The organism is Mycobacterium sp. 1164985.4 (assembly GCF_001668575.1).
GTDB lineage: Bacteria > Actinomycetota > Actinomycetes > Mycobacteriales > Mycobacteriaceae > Mycobacterium.
The window spans coordinates 1-16,654 of the sequence record NZ_LZMD01000083.1 but is presented as its reverse complement, the minus strand read 5'-3'; the positions used below and the strand labels follow the sequence as shown (position 1 = coordinate 16,654).

At 67.1% G+C, this 16,654-nt stretch carries 14 protein-coding genes; 2 read left to right on the top strand and 12 right to left on the bottom strand.

The window, feature by feature from the left end; genetic code table 11:
• Positions 1 to 61 precede the first annotated feature (61 nt).
• From fadD32 to glf, 11 genes are all read right to left on the bottom strand, one after another.
• A complete protein-coding gene (gene fadD32, locus A5650_RS18035; RefSeq protein ID WP_067294374.1) occupies positions 62 to 1,951 on the bottom strand; it encodes a long-chain-fatty-acid--AMP ligase FadD32 in 1,890 nt (629 codons plus the stop codon).
• 182 nt (positions 1,952 to 2,133) lie between these two features.
• The gene (culp6, locus tag A5650_RS18030; protein ID WP_067294371.1) at positions 2,134 to 3,138 is read right to left on the bottom strand and encodes a carboxylesterase Culp6; all 1,005 of its coding nucleotides are present in this window, start codon (positions 3,136 to 3,138) and stop codon (positions 2,134 to 2,136) included.
• 18 nt (positions 3,139 to 3,156) lie between these two features.
• Positions 3,157 to 3,615: a DUF732 domain-containing protein gene (locus A5650_RS18025; RefSeq protein ID WP_067294367.1), complete on the bottom strand. Its 459-nt coding sequence runs from the start codon at positions 3,613 to 3,615 to the stop codon at positions 3,157 to 3,159.
• A gap of 56 nt (positions 3,616 to 3,671) precedes the next feature.
• Entirely contained in the window at positions 3,672 to 4,559 is an 888-nt protein-coding gene (locus A5650_RS18020; RefSeq protein ID WP_067294600.1) for an alpha/beta hydrolase-fold protein, read from the bottom strand.
• Between the two features lie 195 nt (positions 4,560 to 4,754).
• Positions 4,755 to 5,804 carry an esterase family protein gene (locus A5650_RS18015; RefSeq protein ID WP_067294364.1) on the bottom strand — a complete coding sequence of 350 codons (1,050 nt, stop codon included), beginning with the start codon at positions 5,802 to 5,804 and terminating at the stop codon, positions 4,755 to 4,757.
• 120 nt (positions 5,805 to 5,924) lie between these two features.
• Positions 5,925 to 6,902 carry an alpha/beta hydrolase gene (locus A5650_RS18010; RefSeq protein WP_082950817.1) on the bottom strand — a complete coding sequence of 326 codons (978 nt, stop codon included), beginning with the start codon at positions 6,900 to 6,902 and terminating at the stop codon, positions 5,925 to 5,927.
• A 68-nt stretch (positions 6,903 to 6,970) separates the two neighbouring features.
• Entirely contained in the window at positions 6,971 to 9,058 is a 2,088-nt protein-coding gene (aftB, locus tag A5650_RS18005) for a terminal beta-(1->2)-arabinofuranosyltransferase (protein WP_082950816.1), read from the bottom strand.
• Complete coding sequence (locus tag A5650_RS18000) at positions 9,036 to 9,950, bottom strand: decaprenyl-phosphate phosphoribosyltransferase (protein ID WP_067294358.1); 915 nt, start codon at positions 9,948 to 9,950, stop codon at positions 9,036 to 9,038. The genes aftB and A5650_RS18000 overlap by 23 nt, the downstream gene beginning before the upstream one ends.
• A 38-nt stretch (positions 9,951 to 9,988) precedes the next feature.
• Positions 9,989 to 10,513, bottom strand: a complete 525-nt coding sequence (locus tag A5650_RS17995) for a phosphatase PAP2 family protein (RefSeq protein ID WP_067294354.1) — start codon at positions 10,511 to 10,513, stop codon at positions 9,989 to 9,991.
• Positions 10,506 to 12,443, bottom strand: coding sequence for a glycosyltransferase (locus A5650_RS17990; RefSeq protein WP_067294351.1), 1,938 nt, complete (start codon positions 12,441 to 12,443; stop codon positions 10,506 to 10,508). Before A5650_RS17990 ends, A5650_RS17995 begins: the two co-directional genes overlap by 8 nt.
• Positions 12,440 to 13,654, bottom strand: a complete 1,215-nt coding sequence (glf, locus tag A5650_RS17985) for a UDP-galactopyranose mutase (RefSeq protein ID WP_197501913.1) — start codon at positions 13,652 to 13,654, stop codon at positions 12,440 to 12,442. The genes A5650_RS17990 and glf overlap by 4 nt, the downstream gene beginning before the upstream one ends.
• Before the next feature lie 225 nt (positions 13,655 to 13,879).
• Here glf and A5650_RS17980 point away from each other — a divergent pair, with 225 nt between their 5' ends.
• Both A5650_RS17980 and A5650_RS17975 read left to right on the top strand, forming a co-directional pair.
• The gene (locus A5650_RS17980) at positions 13,880 to 14,770 is read left to right on the top strand and encodes a hypothetical protein (protein ID WP_067294345.1); all 891 of its coding nucleotides are present in this window, start codon (positions 13,880 to 13,882) and stop codon (positions 14,768 to 14,770) included.
• A 131-nt stretch (positions 14,771 to 14,901) separates the two neighbouring features.
• The gene (locus tag A5650_RS17975) at positions 14,902 to 16,329 is read left to right on the top strand and encodes an N-acetylmuramoyl-L-alanine amidase (protein ID WP_231992651.1); all 1,428 of its coding nucleotides are present in this window, start codon (positions 14,902 to 14,904) and stop codon (positions 16,327 to 16,329) included.
• Positions 16,330 to 16,332: 3 nt separating this feature from the next.
• Here the strand turns inward: A5650_RS17975 and A5650_RS17970 are convergent.
• The coding region (locus A5650_RS17970) for an LGFP repeat-containing protein (RefSeq protein WP_502687038.1) at positions 16,333 to 16,654 on the bottom strand (322 nt) is incomplete at its 5' end.

Sequence of the window (16,654 nt, the reverse complement as noted above, 5' to 3'; positions counted from 1 at the left end):
GCCGGACGGCATCTCGGGTTGCTGCGAATCGTCCTGTGTATCAGCCATATTCGAGTTGGTCTCAGTCACTCTCGTCGGGGAACGCGTTGGCGATCTTCCCGCTGCGCAGACTGCCGTCCAGGTAAGCCGAGCGGCACGCTCGACGGCCGATCTTGCCGCTCGAGGTGCGGGGGATCGCGCCCGCGGGGGTCAGCAGGACGTCGCGAACGGTGACGCCGTGGCGCACGGCGATCGCGGCGCGGATGTCGTCGGCGATGGGACCCATGTCGAGCTTGTGGGAGCCCGGTGCCCGTTCACCGACGATCACCAGCTGCTCGGAGGTGTCGTCGGGATCGCGCTTGAGGCCGGAGTGGGCGTTCTCGAACACCTCGTCCGGCAGCTGGTTGGCGGGCACCGAGAACGCCGCGACGAACCCGGTGCGCAGCGCCTTGGTCGCCTCCTGTGCGGAGTACTCCAGGTCCTGCGGATAGTGGTTGCGCCCGTCGATGATCACCAGATCCTTGACGCGGCCGGTGATGTAGAGCTCACCGTCGTAGTAGGCGCCGAGGTCACCGGTGCGCACCCAGGTCGCCTCGTCGGTGGCGCCTTCGGCGTGCGACGGGTTGGTCCGCGACTTGAGGATGTTCTGGAAGGTCGCGATGGTCTCTTCGGACTTCCCCCAGTAGCCCGTGCCCATGTTCTGACCGCTGATCCAGATCTCGCCGATCTGCCCGTCGGGCAACTCGGTGGCGGTGTCGTTGTCGACGATGACCGCCCACTCGGCGACGCCGATCTTGCCCGCGCCTGCCTGCGGCACCGCCTTGGGTGAATCCTCGGCCACCGGAACGAAGCGGCCGGCGTTGAGCTCGTCGCGGTCGACCGGCGTGATGGTCGGCTCGGCCTCCATCGGAGTGGTCGACACGAACAGCGTCGCCTCGGCCAGACCGTAGGACGGCTTGATCGCCTTGGGCTGGAAACCGAACGGGCCGAACGCCTCGTTGAAGCGCCGCACGGTGGCCGCCGAGATCGGCTCGCTGCCGTTGAGGATGCACTTGACGTTCGACAGGTCCAGCGGCGGTTCGCCGTCCTTGGGCACACCGCGGGCCGCGGCGTGGTCGAACGCGAAGTTCGGGGCCACCGAGATGGTTCCGCCGGTGTCGCCTTCCTTTCGGGCGAGCTCGCGGATCCAGCGGCCCGGGCGGCGCACGAACGCTGCCGGGGTCATGAACGTGACGTAGTGGCCGATCATCGGCGACAGCAGCACGGTGATCAGGCCCATGTCGTGGAAGAACGGCAGCCAGGACACGCCGCGGTCGCCCTCTTCGCCCTCCAGCGCCTCGATCACCTGCACCACGTTGGTGGCCAGGTTCAGGTGGGTGATCTGCACACCGGTCGGGATCCGCGTCGAGCCCGACGTGTACTGCAGGTAGGCGATCGTGTGCTCGTCGACGTCGACCGCTTCCCAGGTCGCGCCGACCTCGTTCGGCACCGCGTCGACCGCGATGACGCGGGGACGCTGATTGGCCGGGCGGGTGCGGAAGAACTTGCGCACTCCCTCGGCGGCCTCGGTGGTGGTCAGGATCGCCGACGGCTCGCAGTCGTCGAGCACGGCGTGCAGGCGACCCACGTGACCCGGTTCGTTCGGGTCGAACAGCGGGACCGCGATGCGGCCGGAGTACAGCGTGCCGAAGAACGCGACGAGATAATCGAGGTTCTGCGGACACAGGATCGCGACGCGGTCGCCGGGCTGCGTGACCTGCTGGAGGCGGGCACCGACGGCCCGGTTGCGGGCGCCGAAGTCGGCCCAGCGCAGGTCGCGCGCGACGCCGTCACGCTCGGTGGAGAAGTCCAGGAACCGGTAGGCGAGCTTGTCCCCACGCACCTTCGCCCATCGTTCGACGTGTTTGACCAGGCTTCCGTTGTCGGGAAACTTGATCAGTCCGTCCTTAATGAACGGGTTATGGAACCCCATCGCACTCTCCTGTCAGCGGCACACGCTTCTCGATGCCGATCGCACATGATTTCGGAGCCGCCGTGCAAGCCCCGCCCCCAGGACCCCGCAAATCGTACCGTCGGCTATCCGCTTACTGCTCTTAGTTTTTTCTTAATGTTAGGTGACTGGTTGTCGCGGTCCAAATCAGGTCGCATAACAGCTCAGCCATGTTTTGGGTGCGGGGCGTTATCGATCAGTTCCTGTGCCCACCCCTGCGTCCACTGCGTGGCGGACGCGCCGTCGAGATTCCAGAACTGCGTGGTCGCGTACATCGCGTGGATCGGTTGTCCCGCACCGCCGAGGAGGATGTCGATGGTCTTCGGCAGGTTCATGATGTTGAACGCCTCCGGAGGTGCCGAACAGATCAGGTCGCCGGGCGCGCAGATCTCGTTGACCCGGTCGTTGAGCATGCCGAAACCGCCGGGCCGCGGGCCGGTCATCGCCAGCCCCATGCCCTCGAGCATGGGCACGTCGCGCAGCGTGATCTCCGCGCCTTGCCCGGGCGGGTTGGGGCCGACGTCACGGCCTACGCCACTCTGCCTGCGACCGTCGGCGATCAAGGTCACACCCAGCACCAGGTCCTCGTCGACCGGACCGCGCCCGTTGCCGATGTCGCTGGCGATGTCTCCGGCGATCACCGCGCCCTGCGAGAACCCGACGAGCACATAACTGGTCAGCGGGCAGCGCTCGTTCATGTCCGTCATCGCCTTGACCGCCGCGTTGAAGCCTTCGGCGCGGCTGTCGTTGTAGCTCATCTGGCCGTCCTGCGAGAACGGATTGTGGAACTGCGCGGTATACGGAACGGTGAACACCTCGACGCGGTCGTTTCCGAAGGCCCCGCGGACCGGGTTGGTGACATTGAGCAGCAGCGCGATCGGGAACTGCGTCGGGTTGAACGGATCGAGTTGTGGTGAGGACTCCCAGGTGCCGGGAATCGACATCAGCTGCACGTCGGGACAACTCGCGTCCTGGAACTCCGGGCGGGGCTTCTTGGTCGGGCTGACACCGGTCGGCGGCGCGCCCGTCGGTGGGACCCCAATCGGCCCCTCGGGTTGGCGCAGGATGACGACGACGATCACGATCACCAGCACCACCACGAGCGCCATCGCGGCGGCTGCGATGAGCGCGAGGATGCGGTGGCGTTTCCGCCGGTTTGTTGTGGCCATGTATCGGTTGGGCTCCTGCTAGCAGAGTCGTTCGGATGCGATGCGAATGTAATCGGCGGTGGCGGCATCGAGGTCGACGGTCGGCGCCGTACCGGAGATCTGGTCCCTCACATCGCCGCGCACCAGCGGATAGACCGAGTCCCACACCTTCTGGTCGTCGTGCTTGGCGGCGCGGGCCTGACACACGTACGAGCCGATTCGAAGTGCCAGCAGGTCGCTGGACCGCGTCACCCCGGCGGCGGCCAGGGCGTCGAGATAACCCTGCTGCCGATCGGTCAGGACGAGCGTGTTGGAGTGCCCCGTCGCCGACGGCGGAACCGGGGTCGCCTCACTGGGTGCGCCGGGGGCGGGGGCCGCCTCGGACGTCGGCAGCCCCATGGCCGCCATCACGTCGTGGCCGGAACAACCGGTCAGCAACGCCGTCGCCGAAGCTATCAGCAGCGATCCTGCCGCCGTCGTTCGTACCGAGCGTTGCACCCCTCCAAGGTACCGGCTGCCGACGGGCGGCCCGGTTCTCGAGATCGGCCCGCCGGCTATGCGATGGTGGCCGCCAACTCGCCGCTCATCGCCGCGAGCTGACCGCTCCAAGAGCCCCAATCGTGGCTACCGCTCGTCGGGAAGTCGAAATGCCCGTTCTTGCCGCCGACGGAGCGGTAGTGCTGGTAGAACTCGCGATTGGTGCCCTGGGCGATGTCGCAATAGCCGATCATCGCGGCCGGGTCGGGGCAACCTCCGACGGGAGCGCTCCACACCCACAGGCGGGTGTTGTTGTCGGCCAGCAACTGCACATGGACGTTCGGCGAATGCCACTTCCACCGGCCGAGCTGTGGCAGGCCCCACATGTTGCGGGTCTCGACGCCGCCGAACTGCGCCAGGCCGGCGGTGATCGCCCCGTCGACGCCGGTGCGTTCGGGGGTGAGGAAGCCGGACAGCGACCCGGCGAAGCGGTAGCGGTCCGGGTGGAAGGTGGCCATCGCCATTGCTCCGTAGCCGCCCTGCGCCGCACCGACGATGCCGTGGCCCGACGGCGCCAGCCCCTTGTTGGCGGCCAACCAGTTCGGCAGCTCGTCGGCGAGGAAGGTCTCCCACTGGCGGCTGCCGTCGGCCTCCCAGTTGGTGTACATGCTCCACGCACCGCCCGCGGGCGCCGCGACCGAGATGCCCTTTCCGGCGAGCGTGTTCATCGCGTTGCCCGCGGTCACCCAGTTGCTCACGTCGGGTGCGGCGTTGAACGCGTCGAGCAGTACGACCGCGTGCGGGCCGCCGCCCTGGAAGGCGACGGGGATGTCGCGCCCCATCGCGCCCGACGGCACCATCAGCATCTCGACTTGCGCCTCGGCCGACGGCGCGACCGCCGTGCCCGCGGACCACAGACCCGCAGCCAGCGCCACGGTCAAGATCGCCCGGAAGATCCCCTGCATCGGCTCGCCCACCTCACATCGGTCTGCTGTCCCCGCGCGAGGTAGTCAATCACACACGGGCGCGGGCGTGGTCGGAAAAGGCCCCGCGGACGCGAGGAGCCAGAAAGGCTGCCGCGGACGCGAGGAGCCAAAAAGGCCAACGGCGGCGACCCCGCAGGGTCGCCGCCGCCGACTATGAAGTTATTGCCGTACCAGTCAGTTACCGGCGTCGGTCGTCTCCATCGAAGCCTGCGTGGCGATCGGAGTCGACGGCTGCGGCGTTGCGCCGAGCACGCGCTGGATGTCCGGCTTCATCTGCTGGAGCTGCTGACCCCAGTAGGGCCAGTCGTGCGTACCACCGGCGGGGAAGTTGAACACACCGTTCTTACCGCCCGCCGCGAGGTACTCCTCCTGGAACGTCTCGTTCGTGCGCAGCGTGAAGCTCTCCAGGAATTTCGCGTTGAAGTTGTCACCGGCGACCTGACCGTTGATCTCGGCAGGCTTGCCGTTACCGCAGAACACCCAGATGCGGGTGCCGTTGGCGACCAGCTTGTCGATGTTGACCATCGGGTCGTTGCGCTTCCACGCGGGATCGCTCGACGGGCCCCACATGTCCTCGGACTCGTAGCCGCCGGCGTCACCCATCGACAGACCGACCAGCATCGGCCACCAGCCCTCGGAGAGGTTCAGGAAGCCCGACAGCGAAGCGGCGTACTGGAACTGCTGCGGGTAGTAGATGGCCAGCGTGAGCGCGGCCGAGCCGGCCATGGACAGCCCGACTGCGGCGTTGCGGTTCGGGTTCACACCCTTGTTCGCCGCCAGGTACGCGGGGAGTTCCTGCGTCAGGAACGTCTCCCACTTGTAGGTCGAGCAACCGGCCTTGCCGCAGGCCGGCTTGTACCAGTCGCTGTAGAAGCTGGACTGGCCACCCACCGGCATGATCACGGCGAGTCCGGAGTCCAGATACCACTCGAACGCCGCAGTGTTGATGTCCCAGCCGTTGAAGTCATCCTGCGCGCGAAGCCCGTCGAGCAGGTAGACGCCCGGCGCGTTCGGACCGCCGTTCTGGAACTGCACCTTGATGTCACGGCCCATCCCTGCGGACGGAACCATGAGGTACTCGACCGGCAGACCCGGACGAGAGAAAGCCCCCGCGGTGGCCGAGCCTCCGATGGCGCTCACCAAGCCCGGCAGCACGGCGGCCGCAAGCGCGGCTCCCGCAAGCCGGCGGACCCAGGCACCCCGGATCTTGCCAACGAACTTCATGCTTCATCTATCCCATCTGTTGTATGCCGCACGCGGAACCGCCTCACAGGCAAGCCGCGTAACCCGTGCAGTCAACCACACGTCGGCGTGATCTTCCCATTCGAGAGATGTCGACCCTGGTCACGCGCCTCCGCCTTGGAGTGTTGTGACCAGGTCTGGTTTCAGGGTTTGCAGTTGCGCACCCCAGTCCGGCCACGCGTGATTTCCCTGTGCCGGGAATTCGAACGTGGCGTTGTTTCCTCCGGCCGTCTCATAGGCCTTCTGGAAGTCTTTGTTGCTCTTCGGGGCCAACGCGTCCAGGCTGTCGGCGGTGGGAGCGGAGTCCACCTCGTGCGGTGTCAATTCGGCTGGCGCACAGTAAATCCACAGGCGGGTGCCGTTGGCGGTCAGCCTGCCGACCTGATGGATCGGGTCGTTGCGCTTCCATGCCCCGTCCCACGGCGCTCCCCACATGCTGTCGACGCTGTAGCCGCCGGCGTCGAGCATCGCGACCCGGATCGCCTGCTGCACGGGCGGCGCCGACGGGTTCAGGTATCCCGACAGCGACGCCGCATAGGCGAACTGATCCGGGTGGTGCGCGGCGAGGATCAGCGCGGAACCGCCGGACATGGACACACCTACGACCGCATTGCCGGTGGTGGAGACGTGTTTGTTGGCGGCCAGCCAGGCAGGAAGCTCATCGGTCAAAAAGGTTTCCCATTTATAGGTATAAGCCTGGTTATTGAAACTCGACGGCGAATACCAGTCCGCGTAGAAGCCGGCCTCACCGCCCACCGGCATCACGGTGGCCACCCCGGAGTCGAAAAACCACTCGAAAGCGGCGGTTTCGATGTCCCATCCGTTGTAGTCGTCTCGCGCCCGCATGCCGTCGAGCAGATAGACGGCCTTCGACTCATCCGATTCGCTTCCGCCGGGCTGGAATTGGACACGGACGATGCGCCCCATCGCCGGCGAGTAGACGTCGAGGTATTCGACCGGAAGGCCCTCGCGGGAGAAGGCGCTCGCCTGCGGCACCGCGCCGATCACACCCGGCAGGACCGCGGCCGCGACCGCCGCCGCCAGCACTCGGCGAAGCCAAGTTCGCACAGGTTGGTCCATCCGTTCGTGTCTCGGGCGCAGCGGAAGAGCGATCCGCGTCTGTCTATCGGCCGAGAGGGGTCGCGGCGTTACGGACCCGTCGCGGGCATCCCCGTGTACGGCTCGTTCACGCGTTCCGGCACCGGCAACCCACAGCGCGCCAATTCGTAGAGGGGCACGCGGTCGATCCGGTATTTCGTGAACTGGTAGGCGTGCAGGAGATTCGACAGGAAACGGCGCGGACCCATCGGGCCCCGCACCGACGTCAGCATCGCGTCGGTCGCCGGACACTCCAGCGCCGCCTCGGCTTGTCGGACCCAGTCCTCGTCGACGTAACCCGGGATGAACGGCGGCTCCTTGAGGAAGGGACCCTCGGCGATCGCCCAGTCGGGAAACAGGTTCTTGTCGTGGCCGATACGGCCGTCCTCGAGCCGAGCGGTATGTGCCGCAAGCGGATTCGCGAGCCCGATTTGGTCGATGACCCGAACGTCGAGTCCCACGTTCATGCCCAACATGCCGAGGTTGGTGAAGAACACCGTATGCGGACCCTTGTAGTCCTTCGGTGCGTCGGGCGGCGGCGGCAGTGCGGGCACCACGTCCCACTGGTCGTAGTTTCCGGACGGCAGCAGCAGCGCACCGTCGGGCGTGTTGTCCAATGCCTCGAGCACCGCGCGCATGCGCGGGTAGTCCAGATAGTCGGCCGCGGTGAGCGGATGCGCGTGTCCCGTCGCTTGGGAGTAGAACCGTCGCTCGTCGACGATTCCGGAGTACGTGACGCGTGTGGCGTCGCGACCCATGCCCGGCGAATTGGCCGCCCACAGCGCCCATCCCGCCACGGCCAGCCACAGCAGGCTGGTGGCGCCGACGAACAAATAGCCTGCGCCCCGGGCCATTCGGGTTTCGTCCGGCAGCACGACGGGGATCACGGCGATCGGCGTCAGCATCAAGAACACCGGGGTCAGCAGCACCCTCCCGTGCATGAAGTCACCGCCTTGGCGGATCCAGTAGATCGCCTGCAGCAGGCCGCTGAGGAGGAAGAAGACCACCACCGCCGCAGGGCTCTGCAGCAACCGCGCCAACCAGCCGCGACCCGAGCCCACCACACCGCGGTTCGGCCGGGGACGCCCACGGATGACCCAGACCACGCCGGCGAGCCCCGCGAGCAGAATCGCCGGCGCCCACAACAGGTAGGGCTGGTTGAAGTTCGCCAGGTAGACGAAGCCCTGCGACCACTTCGAACCGGTCGCGTCCTTAGCCAGCGCGGTACCGGGAACCAGAAGGCCGTAGTAACCCATCCGGAAGATCTGGTACGCCACGGGAAGCAGGCCGCCCGCGACGACGATCACCAGCCGGCGGCGCCAGTCGCGCGCCGCGATCAGCATCATCACGAGTGCCAGCCCGCCGATCAACGCCAGTTCGGGGCGCACCAGAACGCTCAGGCCCGCCACGAAAGCCAGTGCCACATCGAAGGTTCCGCTGACCGGGCTTGTCGCTGGGGGCGGGGCCTGGGCGGCGAGGGGTTGCCTGCGGATCGTCGGTGCGCCACCGCGCAAGCCGGGCGCGACGGGGGTGCGGCGACTGCGCGGTTCCTGCGACCAGCACACCATCATCCACCACAGCAGGCCGAGATACGCGAGCACCAAACCGTTTTCGAGCCCGGAGGTGGCGAAGTCGCGCGCGGGCGGGAGCGCGATGTACACCAGCGCCCCTGCGGGCAGCATCAACGCGCGTCGGCGCCGCAGGCTCGGTGCGTACAACCGGCCGGTGCCCAGCATCATGAAGACCACGCCGAGCAGGCTGAGTACCAGCGCCAGCACCAGCACCACGTACTCCAGCCGCACGGAGCCGCCTACGAGCGCGCCGAGATAGACGAGGTAGGTCCACACCGTCGAGGTGTTGGCTTCCACCCGCTCGCCGGCGTTGAACACCGGTCCATTGCCGGCCAAAAGGTTTCGGATCGTCCGCAGGACGATCAGGCCGTCGTCGGCGATCCAGCGTCGTTGCCAGGCGCCCCATCCGAACAGCACCGCGACCACCACGACGCTGACCCACAGGCTGATCCGGACCGTGTTGTCATACCGGAAAGCGGGCCAGCGGGAAAGGCTGCGCCCGATCTCGTCGATCACCCGGCCCGCGGCGGGCGGGCGCACCTTCTCAGCTGAGGAAGACGGCGGCACCGATGGTCCCGATCCACGCCAGCAGCAACAGCTGCAGTACCCGGTCCTTGAGGGCGATCTCCTCGGGCTCCCCCGCCAATCCGCCGTCGACGTCGACCGCGTATCGAAGGATAGCGATGGTGATCGGAATGATGGTGACCGCGTACCACGATGCCGTGGCGCCGTCGCGTTCGAAGGCCCACAGGCCGTAACAGAGCACCATCGCGGTGGCCGACAGCGTCCACACGAAGCGCAGGTACGACGCGGTGTAACTCTCCAGCGACTTGCGGATCTTGGCTCCGGTGCGCTCGGCGAGTTGTAGTTCGGCGTACCGCTTTCCGGCCACCATGAACAGTGAGCCGAACGTCATCACCAGTAAGAACCATTGCGACAGCGGGATGCCCGCTGCAGCACCGCCCGCGATGGCGCGGATCAGGTACGCCGACGAGACGATGCAGATGTCGAGCACCGCCTGGTGCTTGAGGCCGAAGCAGTACGCCAGTTGCATGGCGATGTACACCGCGATCACCACGGTCAGGTTCACCGAGGCCAGCAGCGAAATGCCCAGCGCGGCAGCGGCCAACACCACCGAAGTGGAGTAGGCAAGCCATTCGGGGACGACTCCGGCGGCGATGGGCCGGAACCGCTTCGTGGGGTGCTGGCGGTCGGCCTCGACGTCGCGGGCGTCGTTGACCAGATAGATCGACGAGGCAGCGAGCGAGAAGGTCACGAACGCGATGAGGATGTTGACCGCCACGCCGGCGTAGTCGTATTCGACGTCCCCGCCGAGGGAGGCGATCGGCGCGGCCAGCACGAGCAGGTTCTTCACCCACTGCCGCGGTCGGATCGCCTTGATCAGGCCGGTCACGACGTTGCGCGGCGGGCCCTTCTGCTGTGCCGTTTGTTCACCCATTGGCCGTACGCTCTCTGCGCTGCTGTCACTGGAGATGCTCATGAGTTCCCTTCGGCGCGGTCGGCCACCGTTTCGACGACCCTCGCGACGGCCGCCCCGACCGCGATCCCGGTTAGGACGTCGCTCGGGTAGTGCACGCCAAGCACCAACCGCGACAACGCCATCGGAGGCACGAGCAGCGCCGGTAGCGGCAGGCCGGTGGTCCTGGCCATCAGCACGGACGCCGCAGTGGTCGATGTCGCGTGGGCGGACGGGAAACTCAGGCGGCTCGGGGTCCCGACATTGACCGCGATCGCGGGGTGGTGTGGCCGTTCGCGGCGCACGACCCTCTTGATCACGACGGCGGCCGCGTGTGCGATGAATGCACCGGCTCCCGCCGTCAGCCAGGCACGCCGGCGTTGGGGCGCAAAAAGCGCTCCGGCCAACGCGATCGCGAGCCAACCCAGGCTGTGCTCGCCGAAATGGGACAACGCCCGCGCGGTCGGCAAGACCCCCGGCCGGTCACCGAGCGCGGACTGCACCGCGACCAACGCGGCCTCCTCGCCGCGTGGGCTCTCATCCATTGGCAGACGACTCCAGTAGGACCGTCTCCCACTTCTGCTTGCTCGTCAGAGTCGGCAGCGCCTCGCGGTAGACCTTGCGCATCTTGTTGAACCTGCGCGCCAGGATCGCCTGGCGTTTCAACGATTCCCGCAGAAGATGGAGCATCTTCTCGCGGTCGCGCTGGCGGTACACGACGCCGCGGCCGTCCGCCGTTGTCACGGTGACACCGTCCACCCGGCACAGCGAGAACCACCGGGCGTCCTGCGTGGCGACGTTGATCTGCGGGCGGCGATGGTGCTCGGGATCGTGCGGTCGCAGTTGGTGGATCACACCGCGCGACAGCCGCGTCGAGATCGCCAGCGCATTGGTGGGGATCTTGACCTTCCTGCGCCAGCGCTTGTCCGACGGCGTCGGCAACTCGGCAGCGCTCGGCAGCACCACCGCGTCGGGGAACTGCTGGCGCATCTTGCGCACCTCGGGCAACGCAGATTCGAGAATCGAGAAGATGTGCTCGGGTCCGGCCAGGAAGTCGTCCATCGCCTTGTTCTGGATTGCGACGGTCGAATACTCCAGGCACAGCAGGTGTTTGAGCGTCGCCTTCAGATGGCTCGCGATCAGCCCGCGGACGTTACCGTCCCAGTGCAGCGCGGCCACCACCAAGCGGTTGCGCAGGTGGAAGTACGCCTGCCAGTCGATCGCGTCGTCCTTGTCGCTCCACGCCATATGCCAGATCGCACAACCTGGAAGCGTGACCGTCGGGTAGCCGTGCTCACCGGCACGCAGGCCGTAGTCGGCGTCGTCCCACTTGATGAACAATGGCAGCGGCTGGCCGAGTTCCTCCGCGACCTGCCGCGGGATCATGCACATCCACCAGCCGTTGTAGTCGACGTCGATGCGGCGGTGCAGCATCTTGCTGCGCAGCGAATCCTCGTCGGCCAGGCTGTCTCTGGCGAAGTTGTGGTCGTACTCGGTGTTGACCGCATTGGTCCACATGAAGTTCTCGGCATCGACCATCTCGCCCATGACGTGCAGATGGGAAGGCTCCTGCAGGTTGAGCATCTGGCCGCCGACCAGGGTTGGCGTCTTCGCGAACCGGTTCATCGCCAACGCCCGCAGGATCGAGTCGGGCTCGATGCGGATGTCGTCGTCCATGAACAGGATCTGCTCGCAGTCGGTGTTCTTCAGCGCCTCGTACATGACCCGGCTGTAACCGCCCGAGCCACCGAGATTGGGCTGGTTGTGGATCGTCAACCGATTACCGAGCGCGGCTGCCGCCTCGTCGAAGCCCGAGTGATCCTTGGCCTTGCTGGTGCCCTGATCGGATACGATAACCGCACCGATCACCTTGTCCACCAACGGGTCCGACGTCAGCGCTGCCAGCGCGTTGACGCAGTCGGCGGGTCGGTTGAAGGTCGGGATGCCGACGGCGACATTGGCCAGGCCCGGCGCGGACTCCGGCGCGTACCAGCCGGCGTGGTGCAACGTCGACGCCGAATCGGTTGCGATGTCGAACCAGATCCAGCCGCCGTCCTCGAACGGGCCCAGGTCGATCTCGAACTCGACGTGGGCCGGTTCGCCCTCGCGCTCGCTGACGACCGGAGCGCCTCCGACGGTGATTCGGGCACCAGTGGCCTTGGACCGGTAGACGTCGACGCGCGCGCTGCCGGTCAACTCGACCCGCAGCACCACCGACTGCAGAATCGACCAGCGCCGCCAGTAGCTGGCCGGGAACGCGTTGAAGTAGGTCGCGAACGACACCTGGGATTCGGTGCCGATCTCGAGTTCGGTGCGGCTCGGCGCGTGCGCGCGCTTGGCGTTGGTCTCCGCTTCCTCGATGTAGAGCTTGCGGACGTCATGGGGTTCGCCGGGGCGCGGAAGGATCACGCGCGCCAGTAGGCTGACCGCCTTCGATTCCGCGGAGTCGAGTGCGCCGGACGGGATCTCGCTCATGCGCTACTGCTTTCTGGGCCCGGTTCGGTCAGTGACACGCCGTCGCGCATGTGCGGAGCGAGCGTGTTGTCGTACATGCTCAGCGCGCTGGCGATGGCCATGTGCATGTCCAAGTACTGGTAGGTCCCCAGCCTGCCACCGAACAACACCTTCGCAGAAGCGGTTTCGGCCTTTGCCCGGGCCCGGTAAGCGGCCAGCAACGCGCGGTCGGCTTCGGTGTTGATCGGGTAATAGGGCTCGTCGTCGTTGTCGGCGAACCGGGAGAACTCACGCATGATGACCGTCTTGTCGGTCGGGTACGCGCGTTCGGGGTGGAAGTGCCGGAACTCGTGGATCCGGGTGTAGGGCACGTCGATGTCGTTGTAGTTCATCACCGGGGTGCCCTGGAAGTCTCCGGTCTCGAGGACCTCCAACTCGAAGTCGAGGGTCCGCCACCCCAGCCGGCCCTCGGCGTAGTCGAAGTACCGGTCGAGAGGTCCGGTGTAGACCACCGGCGCGTCCGGGTTCGCGGCGCGCAGCTCGTCACGCACGTCGAACCAGTCCGTGTCCAACCGGACCTCGATGCGGTCGTCGGCCGCCATGTTCTCCAACCACTTGGTGTAGCCGTCGACCGGCAGCCCCTCATAGGTGTCGTTGAAGTAGCGGTTGTTGAAGGTGTAGCGGACCGGCAGCCGGGTGATGTTGGACGCAGGCAGTTCCTTGGGGTCGGTTTGCCACTGCTTGGCGGTGTAGCCCTTGAAGAACGCCTCGTAGAGGGGACGACCGATGAGGCTGATCGCCTTCTCCTCGAAGTTCTGCGCCTTCTCGGTGTCGATCTCGGCCGACTGCTCGGCGATCAGCGCGCGGGCCTCATCGGGCGTGAAGTAGCGGCCGAAGAACTGGCAGACCAGGCCGAGTCCCATGGGCAGCGGGTACGCCTGCCCGTCGTACAGGCCGAAGACGCGGTGCTGGTAGCCGGTGAACTCGGTGAACTGGCGGACGTAGTCCCACACCCGCTTGTTGGAGGTGTGGAACAGGTGCGCGCCGTATTTGTGCACCTCGATCCCGGTTTGCGGCTCGGGCTCGGAGTAGGCGTTGCCGCCAATGTGCGGGCGTCGCTCGATGACGAGAACCCGCTTGTCCAGTTGTGTTGCCACGCGCTCGGCAATCGTCAGGCCGAAGAATCCGGAGCCGACGACAATAAGGTCAAAACGAGCTGTCATCGGCAGCAAGGGTATCCGACCGTGACCGCACGGCCCGAATCCGACAGCAGCCGAATATTGCGATCGGCTCACGATTACATATCGTCACTTTCGTCTCACTAGTCACATCAGTACCGTCGATCACGTCGGCTTCGACCGCCGACAGTGCAGGACCTGGGCCGTTCACCTGAATCGCCCAGCCGAACCACGAAGCGACGAACTAGTAGTCGTAGCCCATGTATTGAGGAGACTTCCGTGCCGAACCGACGTCGACGCAGGCTGTCGACAGCCACGAGCGCAGTCCTGGCCCTGGCAGTCGCGAGTCCCGCCGCAGTAGTCGCCGTGACCGAGCTGACGGAGGCCACCCAGCCGACCGCTCAGCACCGCGAGTTCGTCCAGGCGGCGACGATCACGGATCTGCCGAACGAGCTGATGTCTGCCCTGAGCCAGGGCCTGTCGCAGTTCGGGATCAACATGCCCCCGATGCCGACCGGCATTCTGGGAGGAACGAGTTCGAGCTCGCCCACCACGCTGACCTCTCCGGGTCTGACCACGCCGGCCCTCACGACGCCCGAGCTGACGTCGCCCGGTCTGACCGCGCCGGGACTCAGCACCCCCGGGCTGACCTCACCGAGCCTGAGCGCGCCGAGCGCCACGGTTCCGGGGGCCGCCGCGACCGCTCCCTCGCTGACCGATCCGGCGCTGTCGAACCCCGCGTTGACCAACCCGGCACTGTCGACTCCGTCGCTGACCAGCCCGACCGGTGACGCCGGGCTGACCACGCCGGGCCTGTCGACCCCGCCGGCGCTGACCGACCCGGCCCTCGGCGCGTCGCCGATCTCGTCGACCTCCGGCCTGCCCGCCCCCGGTGAGGTGCCGATCGCGGCCCCGATCGGCCTGGACCCGGCCGCCGGGACCTACCCGATCCTCGGCGACCCCTCGTTGGCGACGATGCCCGCAGCGACCGGCACGTCCGGCAACGGCGGCATCATCGGCGAGCTGTCCTCCATGGCCGACCAGCTGGGCGCCGGCCAGGCGATCGACCTGCTCAAGGGCATGGTGATGCCGGCAATCATGTCGGCGGCGAAGCCGCCTGCCGCACCTCCGGTCCCGGCCCCCGTGCCGGCGCCCGCCCCCGGCGCCTGAAAACCTGTCACCAAACGGCACCGCAGAGGCCTAACGGCTCTGCGGTGCCGGTGCAGGTCTGACGTCGATTAGTCGGGCTTCGGGCCGTGTCGCACCACTAGCACCACCTGGCACATACGTAACATCAGTCCGTGCCGACTCGCCGTCCCGCATCGTCGCTGCTGTTCACCGCGCTTGCGGCGACAGTCGTGATGCTGCCGATGGCGCTGTTCGGTCTACCCGGTGACCGCGACGATGAGGCGTCGATCGAGGCGCCCCAGTTGGCGCAGCGTCCGCTGACCGGCCTCGGCGGCGGCGAGACGATCCGCGAGATCCACCAGGACACTCCGTTCTCGATGGTGGCGCTGACGGCGCAGGACTTCACCGGCACGACGGCACGGGTGCGGGCCCGCAAGGCCGACGGCAGTTGGGGGCCGTGGTACGACGCCGAACCTCTCGAGGGCGTCGGACCCGATACCCCGTCGGCCGGGCCGGCCGGCACTGAGCCGGTGTTCGTGGGCCGCACCACCACGGTGCAGATCGCGGTCACCCGTCCGCCCGATGCCCCCAAGACCCCGGACGCCATGCCCCAGCCCGTCGAGGGACTGGGATACATCCCGGCGAACACGGAGCAGCCGTTCGGCCAGAACCTCAACGCCGTGCTGATCAGCCCGCCGCAGGCACCGCCCGTCGACACGCTGCCCCCGCCGTCGGCGGTGAACGCGCCCGGCGTGCCGCCGAACATCATCAACCGGGCGCAGTGGGGCGCCGACGAATCGATGCGATGCGGAAATCCCCAGTTCGACTTGGGGATTCGTGCGGGCATCGTGCACCACACCGCCGGCAGCAACGAATATGCGCCGGAAGACTCGGCGGGGATCGTCCGCTCGATCTACGAGTACCACACCCGCACCCTGGGTTGGTGCGACATCGCGTACAACGCACTGGTCGACAAGTTCGGCCAGGTCTTCGAGGGTCGCGCGGGGGGCATCACCCGACCCGTCGAGGGCGCGCACACCGGCGGATTCAACCGCGATACCTGGGGCGTGGCGATGATGGGCAACTTCGAGGTGGTGCCGCCGACGCCGGTTCAACTGCGCACGACGGCCCGCCTGCTGGGATGGCGCCTCGGCCTCGACCACGTCGATCCACGCGGCACCGTCGTGCTGGCCTCCGCCGGCGGGTCGTTCTCGAAGTTCCCGACCGGTGCGACACCGCTGCTGCCCGCGATCTTCACCCACCGCGACGTCGGCGCCACGGAGTGCCCCGGTAACGCGGCATACCTGCTGATGGACCACATCCGCGACATCGCTGCCCGCTTCAACCAGCCGCCGGGCCCCGACGACTTGTCCGAATCACTGCGCGGGGGAGCCATTTTCGCGAAGTGGGAGGCCATGGGCCGGATGAACAGCCCGCTGGGCAGGCCGACGTCGCTGGAGGCCTCCGGTGAGGGCAGCGTCCGCTACGTCACGTTCGAGCGCGGCGCGATCTACTGGTCGCCGGAGAGCGGCGCCGAACCGGTCACCGCGACCAACAACGACGACGGCGTCGCGCGCGTGCTCGAGCGTTGGTGGATGTAGCTCTCAGGGGCTGATGGGCGGCGTGAACCGCTCGAGTTGGATGGGCGGAGCGTCGACGGTGGGCTTGGGCAGTTCGACCGAGATACCGTCGAAAACCCTTGTCACCGTGCCCTTCTCACGATCAAAGTTGAGCGTGCCGTGCTGGAAGTTCTGCACGATCCACAGCGGCTCCTGGATCTCCCCACTGGTGGGCAGTCCGAGCGCTCCGCGTTCGAAACCGAGCGCCCCCCAAGCCTTGTAGATCTCGCCGGTGACCGGTTCGGCGCCGCTCTCCGGCGACCAGTAGATCGCGCCGCGCTCGAACGTGACGTAGCGGACGCTGCCC

Bases quoted from the DNA above. Each gene is read 5' to 3' on its own strand.
- fadD32 (WP_067294374.1), bottom strand. From the start codon at position 1,951: ATGGGGTTCCATAACCCGTTCATTAAGGACGGACTGATCAAGTTTCCC.
- A5650_RS18020 (WP_067294600.1), bottom strand. From the start codon at position 4,559: ATGCAGGGGATCTTCCGGGCGATCTTGACCGTGGCGCTGGCTGCGGGT.
- A5650_RS17990 (WP_067294351.1), bottom strand. From the start codon at position 12,443: ATGAGCGAGATCCCGTCCGGCGCACTCGACTCCGCGGAATCGAAGGCG.
- culp6 (WP_067294371.1), bottom strand. From the start codon at position 3,138: ATGGCCACAACAAACCGGCGGAAACGCCACCGCATCCTCGCGCTCATC.
- A5650_RS17995 (WP_067294354.1), bottom strand. From the start codon at position 10,513: ATGGATGAGAGCCCACGCGGCGAGGAGGCCGCGTTGGTCGCGGTGCAG.
- A5650_RS18000 (WP_067294358.1), bottom strand. From the start codon at position 9,950: ATGGGTGAACAAACGGCACAGCAGAAGGGCCCGCCGCGCAACGTCGTG.
- A5650_RS18015 (WP_067294364.1), bottom strand. From the start codon at position 5,804: ATGAAGTTCGTTGGCAAGATCCGGGGTGCCTGGGTCCGCCGGCTTGCG.
- A5650_RS18010 (WP_082950817.1), bottom strand. From the start codon at position 6,902: ATGGACCAACCTGTGCGAACTTGGCTTCGCCGAGTGCTGGCGGCGGCG.